19 protein-coding genes and 1 riboswitch are annotated in these 24,952 nt (G+C 54.0%); of the genes, 3 read left to right on the top strand and 16 right to left on the bottom strand.

Going from position 1 to position 24,952, the window contains the following annotated elements; all coding sequences use genetic code 11:
* Positions 1-146: 146 nt before the first annotated feature.
* The 8 genes from mutM to NYE24_RS31130 form a co-directional block, all read right to left on the bottom strand.
* Entirely contained in the window at positions 147-989 is an 843-nt protein-coding gene (gene mutM, locus NYE24_RS31165) for a DNA-formamidopyrimidine glycosylase (RefSeq protein WP_342479329.1), read from the bottom strand.
* Between the two features lie 51 nt (positions 990-1,040).
* The gene (gene polA, locus NYE24_RS31160; protein WP_342477481.1) at positions 1,041-3,713 is read right to left on the bottom strand and encodes a DNA polymerase I; all 2,673 of its coding nucleotides are present in this window, start codon (positions 3,711-3,713) and stop codon (positions 1,041-1,043) included.
* A gap of 247 nt (positions 3,714-3,960) precedes the next feature.
* The gene (gene phoU / locus NYE24_RS31155) at positions 3,961-4,620 is read right to left on the bottom strand and encodes a phosphate signaling complex protein PhoU (RefSeq protein ID WP_036695863.1); all 660 of its coding nucleotides are present in this window, start codon (positions 4,618-4,620) and stop codon (positions 3,961-3,963) included.
* Between the two features lie 79 nt (positions 4,621-4,699).
* The gene (pstB, locus tag NYE24_RS31150; RefSeq protein WP_036695861.1) at positions 4,700-5,455 is read right to left on the bottom strand and encodes a phosphate ABC transporter ATP-binding protein PstB; all 756 of its coding nucleotides are present in this window, start codon (positions 5,453-5,455) and stop codon (positions 4,700-4,702) included.
* Positions 5,456-5,614: 159 nt separating this feature from the next.
* The gene (locus NYE24_RS31145) at positions 5,615-6,343 is read right to left on the bottom strand and encodes a response regulator transcription factor (RefSeq protein ID WP_036695860.1); all 729 of its coding nucleotides are present in this window, start codon (positions 6,341-6,343) and stop codon (positions 5,615-5,617) included.
* 120 nt (positions 6,344-6,463) lie between these two features.
* Positions 6,464-8,257: an ATP-binding protein gene (locus NYE24_RS31140; protein ID WP_342477480.1), complete on the bottom strand. Its 1,794-nt coding sequence runs from the start codon at positions 8,255-8,257 to the stop codon at positions 6,464-6,466.
* 911 nt (positions 8,258-9,168) lie between these two features.
* A complete protein-coding gene (locus tag NYE24_RS31135; protein WP_342477479.1) occupies positions 9,169-12,180 on the bottom strand; it encodes a carbohydrate binding domain-containing protein in 3,012 nt (1,003 codons plus the stop codon).
* Between the two features lie 1,166 nt (positions 12,181-13,346).
* On the bottom strand, positions 13,347-15,050 hold the full coding sequence (locus NYE24_RS31130) for a fumarate hydratase (RefSeq protein WP_342479328.1): 1,704 nt from the start codon (positions 15,048-15,050) through the stop codon (positions 13,347-13,349).
* 104 nt (positions 15,051-15,154) lie between these two features.
* Here NYE24_RS31130 and yfbR point away from each other — a divergent pair, with 104 nt between their 5' ends.
* Complete coding sequence (gene yfbR, locus NYE24_RS31125; RefSeq protein WP_083677796.1) at positions 15,155-15,799, top strand: 5'-deoxynucleotidase; 645 nt, start codon at positions 15,155-15,157, stop codon at positions 15,797-15,799.
* A 478-nt stretch (positions 15,800-16,277) separates the two neighbouring features.
* On the opposite strand, the gene thiH is transcribed toward yfbR, so the two are convergent.
* The 6 genes from thiH to NYE24_RS31095 form a co-directional block, all read right to left on the bottom strand.
* Complete coding sequence (gene thiH, locus NYE24_RS31120) at positions 16,278-17,399, bottom strand: 2-iminoacetate synthase ThiH (protein ID WP_076154943.1); 1,122 nt, start codon at positions 17,397-17,399, stop codon at positions 16,278-16,280.
* A 29-nt stretch (positions 17,400-17,428) separates the two neighbouring features.
* The gene (locus NYE24_RS31115; RefSeq protein ID WP_076154946.1) at positions 17,429-18,193 is read right to left on the bottom strand and encodes a thiazole synthase; all 765 of its coding nucleotides are present in this window, start codon (positions 18,191-18,193) and stop codon (positions 17,429-17,431) included.
* Positions 18,194-18,223: 30 nt separating this feature from the next.
* Positions 18,224-18,427, bottom strand: a complete 204-nt coding sequence (gene thiS / locus NYE24_RS31110) for a sulfur carrier protein ThiS (RefSeq protein ID WP_342477478.1) — start codon at positions 18,425-18,427, stop codon at positions 18,224-18,226.
* Positions 18,428-18,466: 39 nt separating this feature from the next.
* Positions 18,467-19,090 (bottom strand): thiamine phosphate synthase, encoded by a 624-nt coding sequence (locus NYE24_RS31105; protein ID WP_342477477.1) that lies wholly within the window; start codon positions 19,088-19,090, stop codon positions 18,467-18,469.
* 129 nt (positions 19,091-19,219) lie between these two features.
* A riboswitch (TPP riboswitch) is annotated at positions 19,220-19,322 on the bottom strand.
* Positions 19,323-19,377: 55 nt separating this feature from the next.
* Positions 19,378-19,914 (bottom strand): hypothetical protein, encoded by a 537-nt coding sequence (locus tag NYE24_RS31100; protein ID WP_342477476.1) that lies wholly within the window; start codon positions 19,912-19,914, stop codon positions 19,378-19,380.
* A 141-nt stretch (positions 19,915-20,055) separates the two neighbouring features.
* The gene (locus NYE24_RS31095; protein WP_036695842.1) at positions 20,056-20,928 is read right to left on the bottom strand and encodes an SDR family oxidoreductase; all 873 of its coding nucleotides are present in this window, start codon (positions 20,926-20,928) and stop codon (positions 20,056-20,058) included.
* A gap of 291 nt (positions 20,929-21,219) precedes the next feature.
* Here NYE24_RS31095 and NYE24_RS31090 point away from each other — a divergent pair, with 291 nt between their 5' ends.
* Both NYE24_RS31090 and NYE24_RS31085 read left to right on the top strand, forming a co-directional pair.
* Positions 21,220-22,383 (top strand): amidohydrolase family protein, encoded by a 1,164-nt coding sequence (locus tag NYE24_RS31090; RefSeq protein ID WP_342477475.1) that lies wholly within the window; start codon positions 21,220-21,222, stop codon positions 22,381-22,383.
* A gap of 16 nt (positions 22,384-22,399) precedes the next feature.
* Positions 22,400-22,927 (top strand): GNAT family protein, encoded by a 528-nt coding sequence (locus tag NYE24_RS31085; RefSeq protein WP_342477474.1) that lies wholly within the window; start codon positions 22,400-22,402, stop codon positions 22,925-22,927.
* A gap of 78 nt (positions 22,928-23,005) precedes the next feature.
* On the opposite strand, the gene NYE24_RS31080 is transcribed toward NYE24_RS31085, so the two are convergent.
* On the bottom strand, positions 23,006-24,256 hold the full coding sequence (locus tag NYE24_RS31080; RefSeq protein WP_342477473.1) for an S-layer homology domain-containing protein: 1,251 nt from the start codon (positions 24,254-24,256) through the stop codon (positions 23,006-23,008).
* A 96-nt stretch (positions 24,257-24,352) separates the two neighbouring features.
* The gene (locus NYE24_RS31075) at positions 24,353-24,778 is read right to left on the bottom strand and encodes a hypothetical protein (RefSeq protein WP_036695834.1); all 426 of its coding nucleotides are present in this window, start codon (positions 24,776-24,778) and stop codon (positions 24,353-24,355) included.
* Positions 24,779-24,952 lie beyond the last annotated feature (174 nt).

Genomic DNA, 24,952 nt, shown 5'->3' with positions numbered 1-24,952 from the left:
AGCTCCGTTTCGCCATAATCAGCAATCTTCACACATTATATGGGCGGGACGGGCAGTAAGTGCCTGCCTTTATACATAGCGGTTATAACTCAAGTGTAACTAACCCGTAAACGGGCTCTAACCGCAGCGCTGACTCTAAATATAAATCACAGAATCAGTACAGGTACGGGCTGGCAGCTGGGACAATAATGCGTTCCCCGTCCGCCGACCACGCTCTTCTCAATCAGCGTGCCGCAGGTACCACACGGCTGATCCTTGCGTCCATAGATCTTGTGCTGATCCTGGTAACTCCCGCTCTCCCCCTGGCCGTTGACATACGACTTCACGGAGGAGCCTCCGGCATTCACCGCTTCCGTCAGTGTTGCGACAATAGCATGGTGCAGTCTGGCCAACTGATCCTCCGTGAGGGACTTCGCGGTCTCCTCCGGGTGGATGCCTGCGCGATGCAGGGACTCATCTACATAAATATTGCCGATACCTACTATATATTCCTGATTGAGCAGCAGCGGCTTGATCTTGGTGCTCCGCTTCGCGACAATCTCCTTGAACCGTTCCAGCGTGAAATCGGCATCCAGCGGCTCCTGCCCCAGCTTGTTCAGCGGCTTCAGCTGCAGATCCTCTCCCGGCTGGAACAGATGCATCGTCCCGAATTGGCGCACATCCGTATAACGCAGCTCCGTCCCATCTGTGAAATGGAAAATAACATGCGTATGCTTGTCCAGCAGCTCGCCCTCACGGTACACGCCGTAACGGCCCTCCATCCGAAGATGGGAGACCATCACCAGCCCGTCAAATACGAAACGCAGGAACTTGCCTCTGCGTTCAACTGTAACCACACTATGACCTGCCAGCATATGGGCAAAGGCCTGAATATCATCCGGGCGCTGAATAATCCGCGGCAGCCGGACGGTGACATGCTCTATCTGCTTGCCTGTAATTAACTCATTAAGTGTTCTTCTGACTGTTTCGACTTCCGGCAATTCCGGCATCATGGCTCACCTCCACTCCATTATACCGGATATCTGCCATGTGCGGGGAGCCTATTTCGCTTCGTACCAGTTGCTCCCAAAACTTACCTCTGCCTTCAGCGGAACAGACAGCTGCAGTGCTCCGGCCATCACCTCGGGCAGCAGCAGCTTCATCTGCTCCAGCTCCTCCTCCGGCACCTCGAACACTAACTCATCGTGTACCTGGAGCAGCATCCGGCTCTTCAGGCCGCGCTCATGCAGCGCCCTATCCATATGAACCATGGCCAGCTTGATAATATCCGCAGCGGTTCCCTGAATCGGCGTATTCATCGCCGTACGTTCTGCGAAGGAACGCAGATTGAAGTTCTTCGCATTGATCTCCGGCAGGTAACGGCGGCGTGCCAGCAACGTAGTCACATACCCCTGCTTACGGGCCTCGACTACGATATCATCCATGTAACGGCGGACACCCTGGAACACCTCAAAATACTGCTCAATGAACCGGGCCGCTTCCTTACGCGGAATGTTCAGGTTCTGTGACAAGCCGTAATCGCTGATGCCGTACACAATCCCGAAGTTAACCGCTTTGGCGGACCGGCGCATATTACTGTCCACACTCTCCGCAGGGACGCCGAATACGTCCATCGCAGTCTTGGTATGAATATCCATATCCTCGACAAAAGCTTCCTTCATCCGCTCATCGCCTGAGATATGCGCCAGCACACGCAGCTCGATCTGTGAGTAATCCGCCGCCAGAATCGACCAGCCCGGCTCTGAGGGCACGAATACCTTACGGAGCTTGCGGCCCTCTTCGAGCCGGATCGGAATATTCTGCAGGTTCGGGAACTGGCTGCTGAGCCGGCCTGTGGCCGCAATCGTCTGCCGGTAAAAGGTGTGTACCTTGCCGGTCTCCGGCGAAATTTCCTTCATTAAACCTTCGACATACGTAGATTGCAGCTTGGCCAGGGTACGGTATTGCAGAATCAGGCGCACGGCGTCATGATAAGGCGCAAGCTTCTCCAGTACCTCGGCATCCGTCGAATATCCGGTCTTCGTCTTCTTCACGACCGGCAGGCCCAGCTTCACGAACAGAACCTCACCCAGTTGCTTCGGAGAATTAAGATTGAATTCAGTTCCGCATGCGGAGTAGATCTCAGTGACCAGCCGGGAGATTTGGGCTTCGAATTCCTTGCCGAGCTGGATAAGATCGTCCTTGTTAACAGCAATGCCCTGCTTCTCCATATCGGCGAGAATCCGCGACAGCGGCATCTCCAGGTCCTGGAACAGACCGGTCATGTCCGTCTTGTCCAGCTCCTCCTGCTGCTTCTGCACAATGCCAAGCACAGTCGCACTCTTGCGGGCGACATGCTCACCGAGAATCGCAAGCTCAGGAATTCTATATTTGGCCCCTTTGCCGAAAACATCCTCATCCGGCGACAAGCGGGGCAGGCCGTATTTCGTGGTCAGGTCATTCAGATTCTGGCTCGCTTCAGTCGGGTCCAGCAGGTAAGCGGCCAGCTGAACATCGTGAGCGGCTCCGGCAAAAGCAATCCCCTGCCAATGCAGCGCCAGATCGGCACGGTGCAGATCATACCCGCTCTTCGGTGCCTGCTCGTCACCGAGCCAGTCACGCAGGGGTGCTGCCGCCTCACTCTTCAGCAGGGCAAAAGGCACAAAGTAATGCTGCTCCGGCGAAGACAGCCCGAGGCCGATCACTTCGGCACGGTGCGGGTTCTCCCCGTTAGATTCCACATGCAGGGCGGAGATGTCCGGCAGTGCCTGAACCAGCTTCTCTAATCCGGCTTCATCAACGATGGTAATCGTAAGCTCTGCCGCTTCCACCGCTGCGGGGCCGGACAGACCGCCGTCTGCCGCATGCGAATAGGCGCTGAGCGACAGCCGCTCCAGCAGGGACTTGAACTCCAGCTTCGCCAGGGCAGGGCCCGCCGTATCGGCAACAATACCGCTGAACACCATATCCTCCCAGGTATGCTCCAGCGGAACTTCACGGTAGATCGTCGCCAATTTTTTGCTCATGATGGCGCTATCCGCGTGCTCTTCCAGCTTCTCCTTCATCTTCCCCTTTAGTTCGCCGGTTCCGGCTAGCACGCCCTCCACCGATCCGAACTGCTGGAGCAGCTTAAGCGCTGTCTTCTCCCCGACTCCCGGTACCCCGGGGATATTGTCGCTGGCATCGCCCATCAGCCCCTTCAGATCAATGATCTGCTCAGGGGTGAGATCATATTTGTCCCGGATCTGCTTAGGCCCGTACAGCTCCACTTCCGTAACTCCCTTACGCACCATCGCTATGGTGGTATGCTCAGAAGCCAATTGCAGCATATCCTTATCCCCGGACACAATCATCACCTGACGGCCGGCGGCATCCGCTTCCCTGGAGATGGTGCCGATAATATCGTCAGCCTCGTAGCCGGCAATCTCGAACTGCGGAACTCCCAGACCCTTCAGCAGCTCTTTGAGCAACGGGAACTGTTCGGACAGCTCCGGCGGGGTCTTTTGGCGTCCGCCCTTATAATCTTCATAGCCTTCATGCCGGAAAGTAATCTTCCCCGCGTCGAAGGCCACAATCATATGTGTCGGTTTATGCTCCTCCAGCAGACGGAGCAGCATCGTCGTGAAACCGTATACCGCATTCGTCTGCTGTCCTGCTGTATTCGTCAGCGGCGGCATGGCGAAGAACGCCCGGTAAATGATATTATTTCCATCAATGAGTATCAGCTTGTCCACACTAGCACCTCGCCTTTATCTTGCTTTCTCTTTACATAGTACCATATGCTCCGTACAAAAAAGAACCTGAGGCTACAGATCCACACCTGCTCCGGCCTTTAGCTGCTGCTAATGGTATGGAATACAGGTTTGCCAAGTGAAGCGCGCTTTAAAACAAAAAAAGGCAAGCCCCGGGGAGGTGGCTTGCTGTCTGACGTTCAAGGCGCAGAGCTCTGCTAAACTGTATCTATGCGCCAACATTATGCGGTTATTGGTTCAAATCCGGACGTTTACCTGTAACCAGATACACTACACTCTCGCCAATATTCGTGGCATGGTCGGCAATCCGTTCAATGTAACGGCCAACCAGTGTGAGCAGCATCGCCTGATTCACGGTTTCAGGCTTCTGAACCATATACGTGTACAGTTCGTTTATCATCGCGCTGTACAGACCATCTACCTGATCGTCATCCTGCGCCATTTTGTAGGCCAGATCCGTATTCTCGTCCAGATAAGACTGAATAGCCTCCGTGGTCATGATCGTGACCAGCTCAGCCATGCGCGGAATATCCACAAGCGGCTTGATCAGCTGCTGCCCCTGGATGCGCATCGTTACCTTGGCTACATCCAGTGCCAGATCGCCCATACGCTCCAGATCGCTGGAGATTTTGAAGGCTACAATAATGCGGCGCAGATCCTTCGCCACCGGCTGCTGGGTGATGATCAGCCGTGAGCCGATCTCCATAATCCGGTCTTCCATGGCGTTAAGCCGCAGGTCCGCTTTGACAATCTCCTGCGCCCGTGCCGTATCAAGGGTCTGCAGGGCCAGTATCGCACCATCCAGGGCATCCGTTACATGCTCGCCCATCTGCTGCAGCAGGGTGCGCAGTTCTTCCAGATCTTTGTCGAATTCTTTTCTGCGAATCATATCGAAAGTGATCCTCCTCAAAAACATATGGTCATATCGGGTGAACGGAGTGAACCTAAGACTTACGAATCAGCCATCCTTAGCCGAAGCGGCCGGAGATATAGTCTTCTGTGCGGGAATCCTTCGGGTTGGAGAATAACAGCTCCGTGTCCGCAGCTTCCACAATGACACCGTTCAGGAAAAATACAGTGCGTCCCGATACTCGGGCGGCCTGATGCATATTATGCGTGACCATTACAATCGTATACTTATCCCGCAGCTCCTGAACCAGCTCCTCAATCTTGAGCGTGGACACCGGGTCGAGCGCTGACGTCGCCTCATCCATCAGCAGAATATCGGGCTGTACAGCAAGGGCTCTGGCAATACAGAGACGCTGCTGCTGCCCGCCGGACAGACTTAAGGCAGACTTCTTGAGGAAATCCTTCACTTCCTCCCAGAGCGCGGACTGGCGCAGGCTTTGCTCTACAAGGACATCCAGCTCGGCTTTGCTCTTCACACCGTGCAGGCGCGGGCCATAAGCCACGTTATCATAGATCGACTTTGGAAAAGGATTGGGCTGCTGGAACACCATCCCCACCTGCTTGCGCAGACTCTCCACTTCGATCTCGTCGCTGTAGATGTTTTTGCCGCCGATATTTACTTTGCCTTCAATACGTGTTCCGGGAATCATGTCGTTCATACGGTTAAGGGTACGCAGCAGTGTGGATTTCCCGCAGCCGGAAGGTCCGATAAAAGCGGTCACCTGCTTCTCCGGAATCTGCAAATCCACGTTCTTCAGGGCATGGAATGACTCATAGTAGAGATCTAGCTTCTCTATGTCAATGATGGATTTCATTAGTTTCTGTTGTCTCCTTCTCATCATCTTCGTTCCCCATGATAAGCTTTCAGTGTCAAAAGAGCTCCAGAGAATTGTTAACGCAGTGTAAAATCCGTGTGTAGTAAGACACGCGCTAGGGAGAAGGTGCTTAACTTGTGAGAAAAGAACACCGCCATGTTAGCTGACAGGTGTTCTCTTCTTGTTGACGACCAGTTTGTAGCCCACGCCGCGGATGGAATCGATATGCACGGATTCAGGGTCAAGCTCCAGCTTCTTGCGCAGGGAGCTGACATGCACATCTACGGTGCGCTGGCCTCCAATATAGTCGAAGCCCCAGACGGCATTCATCAGATCATCCCGCGTCAGGACGACGCCCGGCTTGCGGGCCAGATACAGCAGCACTTCAAATTCCTTCGGCCGCAGATTGATGCTCTGTCCGCCCAGCGAGACTTCATAACGCTCGGGGTAGATCTCCAGCTGTCCGAGAATAATCGTCGATGCAGATACCGCTGTCTCGGGCGGAGCTTCTTCGGCAATACCGGAGATCCGCCGCAGCACTGCGCTGACCCGGGCCAGCAGCTCGGATACGCCGAAGGGCTTCGTAATATAATCATCCGCCCCGGACTTTAGCCCGCGGACGACATCCTCTTCCGCATTCTTGGCCGTCAGCACTATAACCGGTGTGCGGATGCCTTGTCCACGCAATTTATCCAGAATGTCAATGCCGTTCATGCCGGGCAGCATCAGATCCAGTACGATCAATTCAAAAGGTTCTCTAGTCGCACGGTCATACCCTGCCGTTCCATGATCCTCCACCGTCACCTCGTAGCCTTCCTGTGTCAGGTTATAAGACAGCAGCCGGGCTAGTGTCGGTTCGTCTTCAATGACAAGCAATCGTTGTGCCATAGGTTCCCCCGTCTTTTCATAGGTTATTAATTTTACAAAACTGCATACATGCACATCATAGCACCACAATGTTAACTTAGTGTAAAATTATAAATTTATTCTCTATTAGACTCTGCAGAGTTATTCATTCTCTTCCTGCAGCAGCGGCAATTCCAGAATGAATGAGCTGCCGATGCCCAGATCGCTCTCTACGTTAATAGAACCGCGATGCAGCTCAACCAGATGCTTCACAATGGATAGACCGAGGCCGGTTCCGCCGGAGCTTCTGGAGCGGGCTTTGTCCACCCGGTAAAAGCGTTCAAAGATCCGGGGCAGATCCTTGCGCGGAATCCCCATCCCCGTATCACTGACTGTAAAGCGCACGCTCTCGGTGCCATCCTTCTTCTGGATGCTCAATACGGTCACTCTGACATTTCCCCCGTCCTGAGTGTAGTTGATCGCATTAGAGAGCAGATTCATGAAAATCTGGCGCAGCTTGTCTTCATCTCCCTCAATGAATAACTCCGCAGGCACATCCGAGCTGAGTGTAATCTTCTTCTTCTCCGCTACCTTGCTGAGCGTCTCCAGCACGGAATCGAAGAACTCGATCAGATGAACCGGGGAGCATTCCAGCTGAACGCGTTTGGATTCGATTTTGGACAGCTCCAGGATGTCGCCGATCAGGCGGTTCAACCGTTCGTTCTCATCGTAGATGATCTGCAGGAACGAACGGGCCGTCTTCTCATCCGTAACGCCACCGCCCAGGAGGGTCTCGGCGAAGCCCTTTACCGCAGCGACAGGGGTCTTCAATTCATGGGAGACATTGGCGACGAATTCGCTGCGCATTTTCTCAAGCCTGCGGATCTCTGTAACCTCCTGGAGCAGGAACAGCATCCCCCGGGAGCAGCCGTCCTGGATCATCGGCACCCCGTCCAGACGCACAATCCGCTCCACCGGATTATAGATGCTGCGCTCCTCGTGAATAGGTTCACCTGCGGACACTCCATCATCAATCAGCCGGGTAAGCTCATAATGATGCTTAATCTCCTTGTAGGAATGTCCGGTCATCTCGCTGTGCTTCACATCGAGCAGCCGTTCGGCGGCCCGGTTAAGCAGGGCAATCTCCCCTTCAGCGTTAATCATCACGATGCCGCCGGTCATATTGTCGAGTACGCTCTGCAGCAGATCCTCATTGTCGCGGATGGTCTTCAGCTGGGCCTGGAGACTGTCGGCCATCGCGTTGATGGCTGTAGCCAGCTGGCCGATCTCATCCTTGCGCTTCATCGGCACCCGGGCATCATAATCCAGATCGGTAATCCGCCGCGCCACTCTGGTAATCTGCTCCAGCGGTGAGGTCATACTGGAAGCCACTTTGTAGCTCACCAAGGTAGCGGCAATGAACAGCAGCACCAGTCCTCCTGCCATGATCATCCACGCCCGGTTCAGTCCTTCGGATACGGTATCCAGCCCCATCGACAGCCGGATATACCCGTCAAATCCCTGATCCGAGGACACGGAACCCGCCACATACATCATTTCACGGTCTAATGTATCGCTGTAACGAATCGCCCGGCCAATCCCTTCCTTCGCGGCCAGCAGCTCCTCCTCGCGGGTAGAGTGGTTGTCCATCTCGCGCGGATTCTTCTCCGAATCACCGATGACCCGGCCTTGCTTCGTAATGAAGGTGACACGCGATCCGGTCAAGATGGAGATCTTCTCTGCCTGTTCTGTATAGTAGTTCAGGGCATCCGGACTACTGGTATCCATGAATGAGAAGGTGCCGGAGAGCAGCTTTATTTCCCGGGACATGTTTTCTTCCAGCACGGAAATATGCGAATCCTTGAACAGCTGAGCCATGGTGATCCCGGCCCCGGTCATTGATATTCCTATCAGAGCCATAAGTATGATGGTAAGTCGAATGCGGAATGGTTTCATCTGCGGCGGTCCTCTTCCCTCGTGTAAATGTCCATGAGAACACTCTACCTGCATTTTCGGCAAAATACCAGTTCCAGCGGCGATTATCAACGGAGTGTAAAATGTGCGGGGAGCGGGATGCGTAGGCTGGGAAGGAGCGCCAGAGAGGATTGGGAGATACTGAGGGGCGAGGGAGGAACCAGGGCGAGGATGGAGCGATGAGTGAGATCGAGAACCGAGGGCGAGGATGGAGCGATGAGTGAGATCGAGAACCGAGGGCGAGGATGGAGTGATGGGGGCTCGTTAAGTGGACGCTCCGCAAACGGACCGTTGTTCCGATCGCTGTTGTTCCCGGATTTAATTAGAATGGACTCAGCGGTAAAAATCCGGGAACAAAGGCGAACGCTGCCGCTTCTCCACAATCAGTCCGCCCGCTGCGCTGTTTAAGAGGTGGGAGTTACACAACCCTAAATCTCCTTAAATAATCAACACCTCAACACCCTAACACCTCAACCCGCAACTATCCGATTCTGCAAACTTTAATTCCTCAACTCCTCATTTCTCCAATCCTCAACTCCTCCAATCCAAATAGTTTCAGCCCTGCTCTTCAGAAGTGACCGGTTCACGGCAAACAATTGGAAAAACGTAGCTTAATTCGCCCTTTTCTGCTAAATTACCGGAAGCAAGTGGATAAATGACAACTAATTATGTTTGTTTCTGCTATTTCTCGTAAATGTGAATGATTAAGTGTTGGTTGTCCAACTATTGTTTCTTCGGCGCAAATTTTGTAAGCAGCAGGTGGAGAAAATCCATCTATTTCTGCATCTTAAGTCAAAAGAAATCGCCCATTCTCAGAGGGCTGTATTACACCATCCAAAAAGGGGCGATTCGTGGATCAGACACTCCTGGATAATAAATTGACCAATAACCTGCTACTGATCCTTCCAGCGCTGCACGGTCAGCGTCACCGTCTGTGCACCGCCTGCGGGTGTAAGCGTACGGTTCGCAATATCCGCTCCGCTGGAAGTGATCTCTACCGTGGCCCAGCTTCCGCGCGTCAGCTTATACGTCACGGCGCTGCCTGCCGGAAGGTTCAAGGTGATGGAATATATCCCATCACTTCCACGGGTCAGCAGGTAGGCCGGATCTGCCGCATTCCAGCTGTTGAACGAACCCGTCAGATAGACCTGAGCATTCGCTGGAGTCGTGCCCGGAACGCTGACCCGGAAGGTTACGCTATCGGCCTGTGGTTCGCCGGTAATCAGATTTCCTCCCGTCAGACTGGAGCTGCCGGTACCAAAATGATAGTTATTCCCGCCATTGTTGTCCCAGGTACCGCTGCCGTTATTGAAGGCTGCGGTCAGGCCTGTGGCGCTGCCGAGCGGAATGGTAATGGCTTTGTAGCCACTGAAAGTAGAGGCCTGCATCTGCACACCCGGTGAAGTCGTCCAGGCCGTTGCCCCATCCAGCTTGTAATTGATATAGGAGTTACTGAATGCTGTATTTTTGTAATAGATCGTCGCGCTGTTGCCCGCCGGAGTGGCGGTTGGCACAGGTGTCGCTGTTGGCGCTACGGTTGGTGTTACTGTAGGTGTTGCGGTTGGTGCGACAGTCGGTGTAGCAGTTGGAGCTACAGTTGGTGCCACCGTTGGCGCCACGGTCGGTGTCGCTGTTGGCGCTACGGTTGGTGTAGCCGTCGGCGATGCCGTTGGCGCTACCGGACCGCCTGCCTGGATATTACCTGTAGGCGTATAGGTCCAGGTGCCGGTGCCGAATAAATAATTGCTGCCGCCATTGCTGTCCCAGGTGCCGCTGCCGTTATTGAAGCAGGCTTCGAGCTGGGTGGCTGCGCCGATGTTAATGGTGATTTTGTTATAGCCAGCTACCTCGGCAGCTGGGATAGCCACGCCTGGAGATGTCGTCCAAGTCCCGCCCACTGGGCGGTAATGAATGTACGGATTGGTGTAACCCTGCTTGTAGTAGATTGTCACACTGTTACCGGCAGGAGTAACGATCAGAGCGGCTGCGCTGAAGGCCGACAGATTCATGGCGGCGTCATACGCTTTTACCGTATAAGAATAATTAGTGCTGCCCACAAGTCCGTTATCTGTAAAAGAGGTCGTAGCGGAAGTCCCGATCTTCATGCCGTTGCGGTAAATTTCGTACCCTGTCACCCCAACATTATCAGTGGATGCTGACCAGGACACCAGCGCGCTGGAGGCATTTTGTACAGTTGCTGTTACATTTCCCGGAACACTTGGTGCTTGCGTATCGGTTACCGGCTGTGTTTTGGAGTAGATTTTGGCCGAATTAGCGCCCAGGGTAATTGTAATTTGCTTACCGGTAACACCACCCGTCTGCACGGTCACAGTATCGGAGGGGTTCAGTTGGTTCACCAGAACCGTACCTGCTGTAAGCGTGCTTTCAGCACGCAGCGGCAGCGTCACCGTCTGTGATCCGCCGGACGCATTACTGAATGCGGCGATGACCTCTTGGCCGACATTCGTGCCTGTATCAATCCTCCGGGAGAAAGCGTACAGATTCTGTGCGGACCACATTTCACGCTGGGTGCCGGTGCGCAGGGCCGGGTTATTTTTGCGGATCTCGTTCAGCTTGGCTACATGCTTGAAGGTACTGGCATTCTCATTGAAATAATTCTCCAGCACATTGCCGTTTGCATCCCGCTTCACCATCGACCAACGGTTCCACGTATCAGCGATGCCGCCCGTCATGATCTGCCCGTTGCCATTGCCCTTGTTCTGCTCCGTTCCCTGGAAGACCACAGGCGTTCCGCGCACGGTGAAAATAAAGGACAAAGCATTCTGCAGCTTCTCAACACTGCCACCAGCCTCGGTCAGGAAGCGGTTGCGGTCATGATTGTCGATGAAGGTAACCATATGGTTGGCGTTGCCGCCATAGTAGGAGTCTTGAGCCAGAGTGCCTTTAATATTCGCGTCAAAAGACTGCCCGTACGCAAAGCTGTTCAGCACGGAGAAGAATAACGGGAAGTCGAGCATCCCCCACTCCTTGTTGGTACCGACCCAGCGGGAGACGAATTCGGCATTGCCATCAAAATTCTCCCCAAAAGTATTCACGCCCAGCAAATTCTGGAGTTCGCCGATATCCGTCGGCTTCATCAGCTTGGCCGCATCGACCCGGGCGCCGTCTGCCCCCGTATAGTCAAACCAGCCCTTGATCGAGCTGAAGATGGCCTGCTTGGCGGCAGGAACATCGAAGTCGATATCATCCAGACCGCCCAGATCATGATTCTCCAGATAATCCTGGGCCCACTGATCGTACCGTCCATCGGCAAGAGACCAGTTAATGTCCCCATTGTGGTGGTACCAGGCCGGATTATTGAATGGAGCCGCAGGCTGTAAGGAAGGAATATCATAATAAGCCTGAGTGCCCAGCATGTAATCGCCGATGTGGTTAGGAACGACATCGATGATGACCTTGATTCCGAGCGCATGCGCGGAGTCTACAAGCTCTTTCAGCTTTTCTTTGGTGCCGAAGTAAGGGTTGGCCTTGTTCGGATCTTTGACATTGTAGCCGTGGTAGGCCGTGTTCTTGCCTGAACCGTTGTTCTCACGGTTAGTCATCTGCGGCTCGGCCACCGGTGAGATCCAGATCGCGGTATAGCCCATATTGTGAATATACGGGAGCTTGTCAATGACCCCCTGCCAGTCGCCGCCCTTCATGTAACGGAAATCCTCCTCGGAGTTCTCCCCGTAGCGGATAGCCGCGCCTGTTGCATTATTGGAAGAATCCCCGTCATTGAAGCGGTCAACCATAATCTGATAAATCGTGTCATTCTCGGTTACTGTTCCAATGCTGGCTGCTTCCACCTTAGCTTGCGGCAGGACAAACAGATTCATCATGATCGACAATACAATGGATGTGATTAGAACGGGAACAAGCAGGCGGTTACGTTTTCTTTTCATTCCTCATCTCCCTCTCATGTAAAACCGAATGCAACACTTTGGGCCAGCGGATACTCTGACGTTAACAACTTGTGCTTTGCTTCAGCTTGATAGTGCATAAGCTGATACTGACTGCTTAGCTGGAGCTTAGCAAGTGCTTAGCAAGTGCTTGCGTACTCTTAGCTAAAGTGTGTTAATGCTTAGCTAGAGTGTGCTAATACCTAGCTAGATAGTTTGGCTAGAGCTTGCTAATGCCTAGCTTGGCTAGAGCTTAGCTAGAGTGTGCTAATGCTTAGCTAGATAGTTTCGCTAGAGCTTAGCTTTACAGCTTCAACACAGCAGTGGGGAAACCGGTTTCCCCACTAAAAATTAACATGTCCCTGTATGCGCTGTCAAGACATATAAATCAAACCTGCCGCCAACCCGTATCCCATATAGGATAACCGCTCTGCAAAAAACACAAAAAACAGTATTCAGCATAAGCTCATACCTGGAAGGAACCCTCAGGGAGGCTGTATTGTTCTCATGCTCCCCTCTTCCTTTGCTGGTAAGATCAATTCAAGGCGGTTGGCGGATTCAGGGGCACAAGTGCTCTTCATTTGCTCGTTGAGCCAACTTTCCTGAAATTCAGGTGCACTAGTGCTCTTCATTTGCTCGTTTAGCTAACTTTCCTGAGATTCAGGGGCACTAGTGCTCCTCATTTGCTCGTTGAGCCAACTTTCCTGAAATTCAGGTGCACTAGTGCTCTTCATTTGCTCGTTTAGCTAACTTTCCTGAGATTCAGGGGCACTAGTGCTCTTCAGCTACTCTTTCCCCCAATAAACTCTCAGCATCATTCCCATTCATTTCCACTCTCCGACAACTTTCAGCACCATCAGAGGGATTTATCCCTTTCATTTCCGCATCCAGTCCACTTTCAGCACCATCAGAGGGATTTATCCCTCTCATTTCCGCATCCAGCTTTTATTTATCCTTTCCTTTCCCCTCCCAAGCAACTTCCCGTTACGCAGCAGCGTCCCCCCTTATTCACTCACCTCATCCGCCATAGGAGGTTGCCCTACGCAATTTCCGCAATCGCCAAAAAACCTCCTTCACCGATATGAAGGAGGTCTAGTCTAACGGGATATCCAGCCAGCTTATATTACAGTTTGTTAGATACTATCGCGAAGCAGGAACAATCTACTCAATTACTTAAACACCGGCTCGCGGAATTGGGCGAGCTTGGCGGCGGAATCCTTTTCGACATCAGCATGCAGGCTGTTGCCGTGCGCATCCATGGTGACGATCGCTGCGAAGCCGTCCACCTGCAAATGCCACATGGCTTCAGGAATACCGAATTCCATGAAGTCTACCGCGTTGACCTTCTTGATACATTCTGCGTAATACTGTGCTGCACCGCCGATTGCATTGAGGTAGACTGCGCCGTGCTCACCTAAGGCTTGGAGGGTCTTGGGTCCCATACCGCCTTTGCCGATTACGGCGCGGATACCGAATTTTTTGATAATATCGCCTTGATACGGCTCCTCACGGATACTGGTCGTCGGGCCAGCGGCCTTCACATGCCATCCCTCGTCATCCTTCAGCATGACCGGTCCACAGTGGTAGATGACGGCACCGTTCAGATCGACAGGGGTGTCGTGATCCATCAGGTATTTGTGCAGGGCGTCGCGGCCGGTATGCATCTCGCCGGAGAGGATGACCACATCGCCGACGCGCAGGCTGCGGATATCCTCCTCGCTGATCGGTGTGCTCAGGCGGATCTCACGCGAGCCGCCTGAGCCAGCGGAGGCTGCCGCAGCTGGTTCAGAGGCTGCCCCGTTCCCCGAGACAGCAGCACCCGATGCTGCTTCACCCGTACCGGATACAATAGCCGGTGCCGCAGGAATCGTAGCATCCTCTGGCACCACGCCGGAAGCTGTCCCTTCTGCTGCTGCTACACCCACAGCTTCAGCAACAGGCTGCGGTGCAGCTTCCCCCTCAACGGATATCCCGGTGCCGCTCTCATACAGCCATTCCTGAATGTCACCGGTAGCCGGATGGACCAGAATGCCTTGACGGCGGAAGGCCCAGCAGTTATAGGCCACAGAGACGAAAAAGCTGGCTGGCAGCCGGTTCATCACTCCGATTTTGCAGCCCAGCAGCGTCACTTCACCGCCGAAGCCCATCGTGCCGATTCCGAGCTTGTTGGCATTCTCCATAATGTAATTCTCCAGCTTGCCCAAATCTTCAACAGGATTCACATCCTCGACCTTGCGGAACAGCTGCTTCTTCGCCAGCTCATAGCCCGTGGTACGGTCGCCGCCAATACCTACGCCAATGAACCCTGCGCTACAGCCTTGGCCCTGCGCCTGGTACACGGAATGCAGAATGCACTTGCGGATACCGTCGAGGTCGCGTCCGGCTTTGCCGAGTCCCTCCAGTTCTGCCGGAAGGCTGTACTGGATGTTCTTATTCTCGCAGCCGCCGCCCTTCAGGATCAGCCGGACATCAATGCTCTCTTCCTCCCACTGCTCGAAGTGAATCACCGGAGTGCCTGCCCCCAGATTATCCCCGCTGTTCTCGCCTGTTAGCGAATCCACGGAATTGGGACGCAGCTTCCCGTTCTTCGTAGCACGGATAATTGCGCTGTGAATATCCTTCTTCATCTCTATCTGATTCACGCCCACCGGCGTATGGATTATAAAAGTCGGCATCCCCGTATCCTGGCAGATCGGCGATATTTGCTGCTCCGCCATCCCGATATTCTGCGCTATCGTGGTTAGTGCCAGTCCGGAGCGTGTCGCCCGGTCTTCCAGCGCCCGCCCTCTGGCTACCGCCCGGCGTACATCACCCGGCAGGTTCGTGGAGGTCTCTACAATCAAATTATAAATGCTCTCTTCAAAATGCTGCATCTTCATTCAGTCTCCTCTCCATCTGGTTCAAGCGGCCCTAACTCTGGTACAATTAGTTACTATAATAGCACATTAAGCTGCTCATGAAAGGGGTTACCTCAAAATTGAACTACCATTTCTCTGCCTATCTCTACCGGCTGCAATATATCCAGCGCTGGAGCCTCATGCGCAGCACCGCCCCGGAGAACGTGGCGCAGCATTCGTTCCAGGTCGCCCTGCTGGCGCACATGCTGTGCACCATCGGCAATGCCCATTTCGGCCGGTCGCTGAACGCCGACCGTGCATCCACGATGGCGCTGTTCCACGACGCCACCGAGGTCTTCACCGGCGACATCGCCACGCCGGTGAAGCATAACAACTCGCGTCTGCTGTCGAGCTTCCGCGAGATGGAGCAGGTGGCCGCCGACAGGCTGGCGGCCATGATCCCGCCGGAGCTGAGCGCAGTCTACGCGCCGCTCCTGCAGCCGCACACCAGCCCGCCCGGCTCCGAAGATGCCGGACTGCTCCGCTACGTCAAGGCAGCGGATGTGCTTGACGCTTACCTGAAATGCGTCTGGGAGGTCGCCGCAGGCAACCGTGAATTCGCCGCCGCCCGGGAGCAGACTGCCGCGAAGCTGCATGTGCTGGAGATGCCTGAGATGGCATATTTCCTTGAACACATGGCTCCGGGCTTCGAGATGTCGCTAGACGAGCTGTCCTCCAGTGCGAGTCAGGTTCAGTCTGCCGGGCAGCCCGAACCTATAGAGTAAATAGAGTACGGCATTCGCATAGCGTTGGCTCCCAGCGTTGGCTGGAACACTAACGTGTGAACAATGCGAATACCTTATACCGCTCTTAAGCAGAAGCTCATTTATCCATCTGACTGCATTCTGACCGCGTCCAGTGTCAGCCCTGAGGAGCGCACATTCAGTCCATGTAGCATTGCTACGGCACATTGCGATTGTGCTCAGTTTTTCGCATACATCGGGCCCACACGCCTTAGTGGTAGAAGGAGAAGTCAGCACGCGTAGCCTACAACGCTTATACAATACAAATAACCCGCCATGAGCGGGTTATTTGCGTATGGTCAGGTTACGTTAAGCACGGTTAGTCTGGTCAGATAAGTTAAGCACGGTTAGTCTGGTCAGTTTAGCTTGCTTCGGTTAGTCTGTTCAAGTTGCTTGGTTAGCCTGATCAGTTTAAGTGACATCCAGTTTGGTCACATCAAGCTAAGCCAAATCAGCTTGCCTACCTCAAGCCAAGCGGCTCGGACAGGATATCCCAGTCCTTGAATACCGGCTGGAGTCCTTGCGAGCGCAGCATCTCGGCCATCTCAGCCACGCTACGGTTGTCCGATATTTCAAACTGCGGGGTGCCCCCTTCGAGGGAATGTCCGCCCACTTCGGTGGATACCCCTGCGGACATCTTCGTGATGCCGAGCTGGACCAGATGATCGCGCAGAGCGGCAGGCTCGCGTGTGGACAGTGAGATGCCGGAGCGCGGCAGGAATAGGCGGTACGCCAGGATGATCTGCACCAGCGCACGGTCGGTAACATCGCTTGCGGGGTTGAATTCGCCTAAGTAAGGCCGGAATCTGGGAGTAGACAGGCCGATTTCGCATTCCGGGTACTTGTCCTGCAGATACCTCGCGTGCAGGGCAGTTGCCAGCGCCTCCTGGCGCCATTCGTACATGCCGAGCAAGGCTCCGATATTTATTGAACGAAAGCCAGCTTGACAGCCCCGTTCGGGAGCATCCAGCCGGTTGCGGTAGACGCGTTTGGGTCCTTTTACATGCAGCGCACGATAAGTCTCCTGGTGGTAGACCTCCTGATAGAGCGTTAAGCCGTCCACGCCGGCTTCTCTGAGTTCTGCATATTCAGCTGTCGAGAGCGGATTCACTTCAATGCTGACGGAGGAAAAATAGCGGCGCAGCACATTCACGCAGTCCCTCACATAACCGGCCGGACTATCCCTCCGGGATTCTCCGGTCAGGATCAGAATGTGGCGCAGGCCCGTGGCTGCGATGGTCTCTGCTTCCCGGGCGACCTCCTCCAGCGTCAGTTTTTTGCGCGGAAAATCATACATAGAACTGAAGCTGCAATAAGTGCAGTGATTCACGCAAAAATCTGCAAGATACATCGGGGTAAACAGCTGCATCACATGGCCGAAATGCGTACGCGTTAACCGGTGCGCCTTCTGCGCCATCTCCTCCAGATAAGGCTCCGCTGCCGGTGACAACAAGGCCATTAGCCCTTCTTCATCCACCTGCTCTGCACGAAGCGCGCGCTTCACATCCTCTGCCGTATACCGGCTCCATAGCGTCCCGTAAGGAAGCTGTTCCAACCGGGTCATCGTCTCATAAAAGCTCATAGCCGTTCCTCTCCTCCCTAATCCATCTGTCAGGCCAAGAACCCGGTCAACGGTGAAGAGGCTGCCGCCGTCTCCTCCACAGGCCCCAGTCCGGCGAGATAAGCTTTGCGCCCTGCGGATACCGCTTCACGAAAAGCTTCTGCCATCAGCAGCGGATCTGAGGCGGTAGCAATCGCTGTATTAAGCAGGACCGCTGCGGCCCCCATCTCCATCGCCTCAGCCGCCTCGGATGGTCTGCCGATTCCGGCATCCACGATCACCGGCAGATCCATCTCGGAGATCAGAATCCGGATCAGCTCCTTGGTCTGCAGCCCGCGGTTGGACCCGATCGGCGCTCCCAGCGGCATTACGGCTGCGGCCCCCGCTGCCTTCAGCCGCAGAGCGGCGGACAGATCAGGACTCATGTACGGAAGCACCACGAAGCCCTCTGCTGCAAGGATCTCGGTCGCCCGGATGGTCTCCATGTTATCCGGCAGCAAATATTTCTGGTCGTTGATGACCTCAATCTTCACCCAGTTCCCCAGTCCCGCCGATCTCGCCAGCCGGGCAATCCGTACTGCTTCCTCTGCGGTGCGCGCACCAGAGGTATTAGGCAGTAAGGTCATATGGGAAGGAATATGGCTGACAATATTGTCACTGCTCTCCGGGTCCACCCGGCGCAGGGCAACGGTAATGACCTGTGAGCCTGATCGCGTAATCACCTCGGGAATGAGGGTGTTACGGCTGTATTTTCCGGTGCCAATGAACAGTCTGCTGGTTAGAGTCACTCCGCCAATCATCAATGGATCTTGCATATTAACGCCTCCTGGGGTAAGTCTTCGTGTTTAGCCTCCGCCTACAAAATGAACCAGCTCCACCCGGTCCCCTTCGCTGAGCAGTGTGTCTCCGTAAGCCTCTCTGCCGGCAAGCTCACCGTTCAGCTCGACAATCACCAGCTTACCGGCCCACTCAGGCCGGGCCAGCAGATCCGCCAGCGTCCGGCAGCTCTCTTCCACCCTCTGGCGGGTACCGTTAACGGTCACAATCATGCCTGTTCACCTCCTGCTGTGCCTTTTACTTGATCCATATCATGGGTTACAAGACTGCTCTGCCGCCCTGTGAACCGCTTCCCTGTAGGCCAAGGCCGCTCCCACCGGGTCTGGAGCTCCGCAGATTCCCGACATGACAGCAATGCCAGCCGCTCCTTGGGCCAGCACCGCTCCGGCATTGCCCGGGGTAATCCCTCCGAGCGCAATCAGCGGTATGCGGCTCCAGAGGACAGCCTCTGCCAGCTGCACAAGTCCCCGTGCCTGCTGTCCGGGCTTGCAGGCCGTAGGGAACACATGCCCGTAGAGGCAGAAGTCTGCTCCCTGCCTTCCAGCTTCCGCCGCCTCTTCCGGCGAGTGGACCGATCTGCCGATCCGCAGGCCCGGTGCAAGGCCGCGCACTGCGGCTGGTGGGAGGCTATGCCAGGCTAACTGTACACCGCCTGCCCCGGCGGCCAGGGCAACATCGATCCGGTCATTAATGACCAGCTTCGAAGGCGGCACCCCGGCCTGAAGCATCTGCTGCGCTGCCGCCAGCAGTTCCCGGGCGGACATGGCTTTTTCCCGGAGATGGATATAATCCACCATAGAATGCACCGCCACGGCCCATTCAGCCAGCGCTTCAGGCTGCAGCCGCCCGTCCGAGACCGCATGAATCTCGTACAATACCCTTCTCCTCCTGTCTGTTCCAGCTCAATCTACACCACAACACAACACAAAAAAGACCGCTCCCCGTAAAGGAAGCAGTCTGGAATAGAAGCTGGAATACCGGTACTCACCGTGTACCCCCGCTGCAATATTCGTTCTCCACTTCCCTACGCTGGTATAAACCAGATCAGGTTCAAAGGGTCCGGACAACTACGCCCGTCTCAGCCTTGCGGCACCCCTAGTGATCGTTCTATGCGGTTGTTTCGTCTTGCTTGTTGTATATTAGCATATTATTCCTCTTAGGGCTATTCTTTCGTAGATTTTACTTCAATTACAAAAACCACAGATGAACTCCCTTCTGAAAATTTACCATCCTCGGTTGTCCAGAATGCTGATATGCCATAGTAATAAACGCCTTGTTCTTTTGGAGCATTAAAAGAGCCGTTCTGCAATGGAATTTGCACTTCTTTATCATCGACAAATTGCTGAACGGTTAACCCGCCGGGTGCCGGTTTATAAGTAAAAGCAACATGGATCCCCCCCTCAGGGGCTATAACAGTGGGAGTAACCCCCTGTACCATGGATTGTCCTCCTATATAATCCGCACATCCTAATTTCCCCCAGCAATAGCTGCTTTGGGTAACCGGAATTTGGGTTTTCCCGGAAGTAACAAGGGGTAGCGGCGGCGATTCCTGTGTAATTCTAATCCCAATGCTTTTTGCCTTTCCTTCCAATCTTGTATTTGCCACAAGTCTCCCTGCAAAAGGAGTCAAGTAAATGAACACTACCAGAAAAACAAAAATCCCCGCTGCAGATAGAATGAATCCTTTTTTTCTAAGCATCCCAATCCCCTTTTCATATCCAATTATCTAAATAGACGGAAATATATTGTAATAGTTACAAGCGCAGAAAAAAAGCCTGCCGGCAAGCGGTTAGGCTTTTTTAAAATAGAATTTATATGTTGCACACGATAACTTATCCCATCAGCCGTTGACAACCTCGCCGCCGTTCACATGCATCACCTGTCCGCTCACATAGGAGGAATCGTCCGAGGCCAGGTATACATAAGCCGGTGCCAGCTCTTCAGGCTGTCCCGGGCGCTTCATCGGCTGGGTGCCGCCGAACTCACTGACCTTCTTCGCGTCAAAGGTGGACGGAATCAGCGGGGTCCAGATTGGTCCGGGCGCTACCGCATTCACGCGGATGCCCTTATCGGCCAGATTCATCGACAGCGAACGGGTGAAGCTGAGAATCGCTCCCTTGGTGGACGAATAGTCCAGCAGCTGCGGGCTGCCGCGATACGCCGTGATGGAGGTGGTGTTAATGATCGTAGAGCCTTTTGTAAGATGAGGCATGGCTGCTTTGGTCAGATAGAACATGGAGAAAATATTCGTCCGGAACGTACGCTCCAGCTGCTCCGCTGAGATGTCCTCAATATGGTCCTGCGGATGCTGCTCCGCCGCATTGTTGATCAGGATGTCGAGCTTACCGAGTCCTTCAACGGTTTGACGAATCAGGCTTTGACAGAAGCATTCGTCCCCGATGTCCCCGGCGATCAGAATGCATTTTCTGCCCTCTTGTTCCACCTGGCGCTTGGTCTCTTCCGCATCCTCATGCTCGTTCAAATAGGAGATTACCACATCCGCGCCCTCCTTGGCAAAATGAACGGCAACCGCACGCCCGATCCCGCTATCGCCTCCCGTAATGAGCGCGGCCTTGCCCAGCAGCTTGCCTGCTGCCTTGTACGCCGGTGTCTCAAACTCCGGGAGCGGGTTCATCTCACTCTCAATTCCGGGGCGTTGATCCTGTACCTGCGGCGGCAGGGTTTTAACAGGTTGTTTGTTAGTGTCTGGCATAATCCATTCTCCTTTCGCTATCCACAGTAATGTTGATTGATCATGTTAGCATGGCTTAAGGTCTGGTGTTTATGCATCAGGCAGTGCGCCTGCTTGGCTGTACGTTATGTTACTTACCACACTTGGCAGCCGCCCAAACAGCCAATCTTCATTCACCGGCACCTATAGCGGAACGATAGTCCGGTAAGCAACGAACGTTTCCAAAAAGAATATTATCTATATCCGCCAGGGGGAATGTCCTATACTTTGTGAGGAACGACAACTACCTTTAACTGAAGGGACGCTACTATCATGGGGAATGAGCGCATCTTGCTGACGAACGGAACTGTAATCGATGGAACCGGACGGCCGCCGCTGCATCATACAAGCATTGAGATTGTTAATGGCCGCTTCGGCACCATAACACAACATAGTAATATTCACGGGAGAACCGGGTATGACTCCGCAACAACAGTGATCGACCTAGAGGGTCTGTTCATTGTGCCGGGGTTTATTCACACCCATGCCCATACCAGCTTCAAGTACATACAGAATAAGCCGCTCCACGGATATCATACGGAATATTTGGCCGTGTGCCTTGCAGAAGGAATTACTACGATCCGCGATGAGGGAATGACTACGGCAGCTTCGATTGAAGAGGTGGTCACACATACGCGGCAGCTGGAGAGCGGTGCTTTTCCCAGAATTCTTACATCCGGCAAGGTATTCACTGCTCCAGGCGGTTACGGTGGTCAGGAGCCTATCGGGGTAGGGAGTGCGGATGAGGCGCGGCTTAAGGTCCGTGAAGTCTTGGGACAAGGAATACATTTCATCAAAACAGCGCTGGAAGACGGCTACGATTCCGCCACCGCCGGACTCCCCCAGCTGAATCAGGAGATTCTCGAAGCGATCTGCCAGGAGGCCCGAAGCATGGGCGCTTACGTATCTGCTCATGTTACAAGTGCACGCAATCTTCAGATTCTGGTGGATGCAGGGATCAGTGATGCTGCGCATATGGTCTACGACCGGCTGGACGATCAACTGATCCGGCAAATGGTGAGCGTGAGCATCCGTATCGTCCCCACGCTCACCGTACTCCAGATGTTCCAGGACAAATTCGGTGCGCCGCTGCTGGAGCAAGGGCTGGATAATGTCCGGAGATTTATTCAGGCAGGCGGGGAGATTGGACTGGGGGATGATTTTATCGAAGAAGCTCCTCCGTGGTACAGAGCTGGTATGCCGTGGAAGGAGATCCAGCTGTTAGGCCAAGCCGGCCTCTCCCCGATGCAGATTATTATGGCCGCCACTTCATCCGGTGCCAAGATCTGTAGGCTGGATCATGAACTCGGTACCATTGAGACAGGCAAGCGGGCCGATCTGTTGGTCGTCGGGGGAGATCCGCTGGCGGATATTAACAACCTGCGTCAGGTCAACTGGGTAATGAAAGACGGCAAGATCGTATCGAAATTACACTAGCAGGAGGTTTTGCAAAATGAACGCAAGAATTTCACTCTCTCCGGTCACCCCGGACGATATCGAATTCATCACAGATCTGGAAACTAACAACTCGCTCTGGCCCTTCGAGGATATGATTCCAACCGACAAGGAGGCAGTCCGGAAGACTGTGGAGGAACGAATCCATAGCGATTGGCACAGACAATTCCTGATCCGGCTCGCCTCCCCGGAGGCAACTCCTGTAGGGGAAGTGAGTATACACTGGTATGTAAAAGAGCGGGAGAGCTGGGAACTGGGCTACAGCCTTTTCCCTGAATACCGGGGGCAAGGCTACTGCACCGAAGCGGCGCAGCTAGCCTTGAAGCTTGCTTTTGAAGAATGGAAGGCCCACAGAGTCGTGGCTATGTGCAATGAATACAATACCTCATCCATCAAGGTGCTGGACAGGTTAGGCATGGTCCGCGAGGGCGTATTCCGGGAAGAAATACACTGGAACAATCAGTGGGTCAACCAATACTTTTATGCGATACTGGACCGGGAGTACCGGGAGCGTAACGGGATATAGATCTATGCAGAGCAGCAATGCTGATCCTAATGCTATTCACAACGCCCCTTAGAAGAGAGCAGCCCTTCATTCAGAATTCTATTCATCTTCTTTTACGATTACATCCAGAACCCTGCCTGCTCCCGTAACCTTCGTTGATGTATTCAGAATAGCCTGAGTAACCGTTGTCCCTCCATCCAGCTCCATCTTAAGTCCTGATGCAGAGACAGCGGTCTTAACCGTGCGTATGGAGCCTTTTTGCAAGTGGAGGACTGGTCCTTTGGCTTCAATGTTCACGTCTCCGAAATTGCCATTAAGTGTCACTACGAGCCCGGCTGCAATGCCGGATGGCAGATCAATATCTGTGAACCCGGCTCCGGTACCCTCCCCCTCCTCCAGAATCACACTAGATTGTACCGACACCGTCTTCACCGATGTTGCACCTTCAGTTACCAGGCGGGCAGTTCCACTCTTCTTCTGCACAATCACTTGTTTCAAGGTTGTGTTCTTGAGCTGCACTGAGGGATCTCCGCTTCCCTGTATGATGACCTTGCCTAACACTTCAACACTGTCCAAGTCCACCTCTCCGTTGCCAATTCCTTCTTCCAAGACCAGGTCTCCAAATATCTTAAGATTCTGCAGCAGCACATCATAGCCGGATACGGTGACATTGTTATAGTATTTGATGGCTCCCGGCTCAAAGCTTCCCAGCCCCTCAGAACGGCTGATATTTACACTCTGCAAGCCGCCGCTTGTGACGTTGTAGTAATCCAGCAGTGCAATCGCTTCGGCCCGGGTCATCGCTTGTTTTGGAGCAAACCGTCCGTCCGGGTATCCCCTCATTCCTCCGGCGTTAATCATAGCAGCGACATCGGCTTGGCTCCAGCCTGCAATCTGATCCTTATCGCTGAACCGGGATAATACCTCCGTGCTCCCCGTCTCATAATACAGCATTCTGCTCACCATAATCGCCGCCTCCTGGCGCAGAACGGGATCGCCCGGGCGAATCGTGCCTCCGTAACCCTTGATGATGCCCGCTTCGAGTGCTTTAGAGATTTCTTCGTATGCCCAGTCCGTCTTAGGCAGATCGCTGAAATCAGCCTTCCCCTTGCTCTCCGCCGTCAGCCCGGCCAACCTGTTCATTAACGCGATAAATTCCGCTCTAGTGATCGCCTGATCCGGCCGCACTGACCCGTCCGCGAATCCCGTCAGCCATCCCTTTTCAAGCCAGCGGCTAATCGGCTTCTGCGCCCAGTGTCCTTCATAATCGGTTGCCGCATACATAAGCCCGCCTGAACCCAGCAGCAAGCCCAGACTTAGCCCCACCGTTACTAATTTTCTTCCTATCATTACTGCGCACGCTCCTATGTATGTGATGGAAATAGCCCTGGAGGCAGAAGCCTCCAGAGCTGTTAGCGCCACACTGCCCATCCGGCAGCAGGCTATTTAGATAATTGTGTTGTACACCATGAAAAAGATCATGACGACCAGCGAGACCATCAGCAGCAGACTCATGGTACGGATCTTGGCAGTCTCCGCAGAGACATCACGGTTCTCTCTCATGCCTGCCGCAGCAAGGCGCAGAGGCTTGGTCATAATCCCGCCGAACGCGAACATAGCCAGCAGAAGCACTGTAACAATGATCATCCAAGGTACAGAATATTCGCCCTTAGTCATCATGTAGCCGCCGGTCAGCAGCTGAATCACCAGCCCGTATTGGGCAAAGCGGTTGAATCCGCCGATTGCACTGAGCGTGCCTTCCTTCGCCGGGGAGGACAGCTTAGCCGTCCCGCTTAAGATAAACGGCAGCACCAGATAGAAGCCAAGTGCCAGCGTCCCGATCATATGCAGAAAAAAGAAAACATGACCCATCGTAATCTCCTCCAATTTCAATTTGAGGGGCTCCGGCAGATTGCCGGGGTTAGCCTCCGCTATCTGAACCAGGGATGCTGCGGGAGCATAATATGTACTGCCGTTGCCAGCACCTCGCCCTGATTCTCAAGCTGGGGAATGTCAAGCAGCCTAACCTGATGATAGTCTACAGGC

Source organism: Paenibacillus sp. FSL H7-0350 (assembly GCF_038593195.1).
In the GTDB taxonomy this organism is placed as follows: Bacteria; Bacillota; Bacilli; order Paenibacillales; family Paenibacillaceae; genus Paenibacillus_AQ.
Note: the sequence above shows the minus strand (reverse complement) of the source record. Positions and strands in the feature narration are given on the sequence as shown.